This window comes from Streptomyces sp. NPDC046379, assembly GCF_055587785.1.
The window spans coordinates 1-1,848 of the sequence record NZ_JBVJFP010000063.1; the positions used below are offsets into that span (position 1 = coordinate 1).

Consider the following 1,848-nt stretch of genomic DNA (forward strand, 5'->3'; position numbering starts at 1 on the left):
GATGGGTAGGGGAGCGTCGTCTGCCGGGTGAAGCAGCCGTGTAAGCGAGTTGTGGACGGTTGACGAGTGAGAATGCAGGCATGAGTAGCGATACAAACGTGAGAAACGTTTGCGCCGATTGACTAAGGGTTCCTGGGTCAAGCTGATCTGCCCAGGGTAAGTCGGGACCTAAGGCGAGGCCGACAGGCGTAGTCGATGGATAACCGGTTGATATTCCGGTACCCGCTGTGAAGCGTCAAACATTGAATCCAGTGATGCTAAGCCCGTGAAGCCGTCGGCTGAGTCTTCGGACGAGGTCGGAGTGGTGGAGCCGGTGGCCCGAGCTGGTAGTAGGTGAGTGATGGGGTGACGCAGGAAGGTAGTCCATCCCGGGCGGTGGTTGTCCCGGGGTAAGGGTGTAGGCCGTGCGGTAGGTAAATCCGTCGCACTTGTGGCTGAGACCTGATGCCGAGCCGATTGTGGTGAAGTGGATGATCCTATGCTGTCGAGAAAAGCCTCTAGCGAGTTTCATGGCGGCCCGTACCCTAAACCGACTCAGGTGGTCAGGTAGAGAATACCGAGGCGTTCGGGTGAACTATGGTTAAGGAACTCGGCAAAATGCCCCCGTAACTTCGGGAGAAGGGGGGCCACACCTGGTGAGGGGACTTGCTTCCTGAGCTGGGGGTGGCCGCAGAGACCAGCGAGAAGCGACTGTTTACTAAAAACACAGGTCCGTGCGAAGCCGTAAGGCGATGTATACGGACTGACGCCTGCCCGGTGCTGGAACGTTAAGGGGACCGGTTAGCTCACTTTCGGGTGGGCGAAGCTGAGAACTTAAGCGCCAGTAAACGGCGGTGGTAACTATAACCATCCTAAGGTAGCGAAATTCCTTGTCGGGTAAGTTCCGACCTGCACGAATGGCGTAACGACTTCTCGACTGTCTCAACCATAGGCCCGGTGAAATTGCACTACGAGTAAAGATGCTCGTTTCGCGCAGCAGGACGGAAAGACCCCGGGACCTTTACTACAGTTTGATATTGGTGTTCGGTTCGGCTTGTGTAGGATAGCTGGGAGACTGTGAAGCCTGGACGCCAGTTCGGGTGGAGTCGTCGTTGAAATACCAGTCTGGTCGTGCTGGATGTCTAACCTGGGTCCGTGATCCGGATCAGGGACAGTGTCTGATGGGTAGTTTAACTGGGGCGGTTGCCTCCTAAAGGGTAACGGAGGCGCCCAAAGGTTCCCTCAGCCTGGTTGGCAATCAGGTGTTGAGTGTAAGTGCACAAGGGAGCTTGACTGTGAGACCGACGGGTCGAGCAGGGACGAAAGTCGGGACTAGTGATCCGGCGGTGGCTTGTGGAAGCGCCGTCGCTCAACGGATAAAAGGTACCCCGGGGATAACAGGCTGATCTTCCCCAAGAGTCCATATCGACGGGATGGTTTGGCACCTCGATGTCGGCTCGTCGCATCCTGGGGCTGGAGTCGGTCCCAAGGGTTGGGCTGTTCGCCCATTAAAGCGGTACGCGAGCTGGGTTTAGAACGTCGTGAGACAGTTCGGTCCCTATCCGCTGTGCGCGTAGGAGTCTTGAGAAGGGCTGTCCCTAGTACGAGAGGACCGGGACGGACGAACCTCTGGTGTGCCAGTTGTTCTGCCAAGGGCATGGCTGGTTGGCTACGTTCGGGAGGGATAACCGCTGAAAGCATCTAAGCGGGAAGCCTGCTTCGAGATGAGGACTCCCACCCACTTGATGGGGTAAGGCTCCCAGTAGACGACTGGGTTGATAGGCCGGATATGGAAGCCAGGTAACTGGTGGAGTTGACCGGTACTAATAGGCCGAGGGCTTGTCCTCAGTTGCTCGCGTCCACTGTGTT

At 57.0% G+C, this 1,848-nt stretch carries 1 rRNA gene; it reads left to right on the plus strand.

The annotated features are described in order from the left end of the window. Positions 1 to 1,826, plus strand: a 23S ribosomal RNA gene (locus ACZ6KF_RS34000); the annotation flags it as partial. Positions 1,827 to 1,848: the final 22 nt, after the last annotated feature.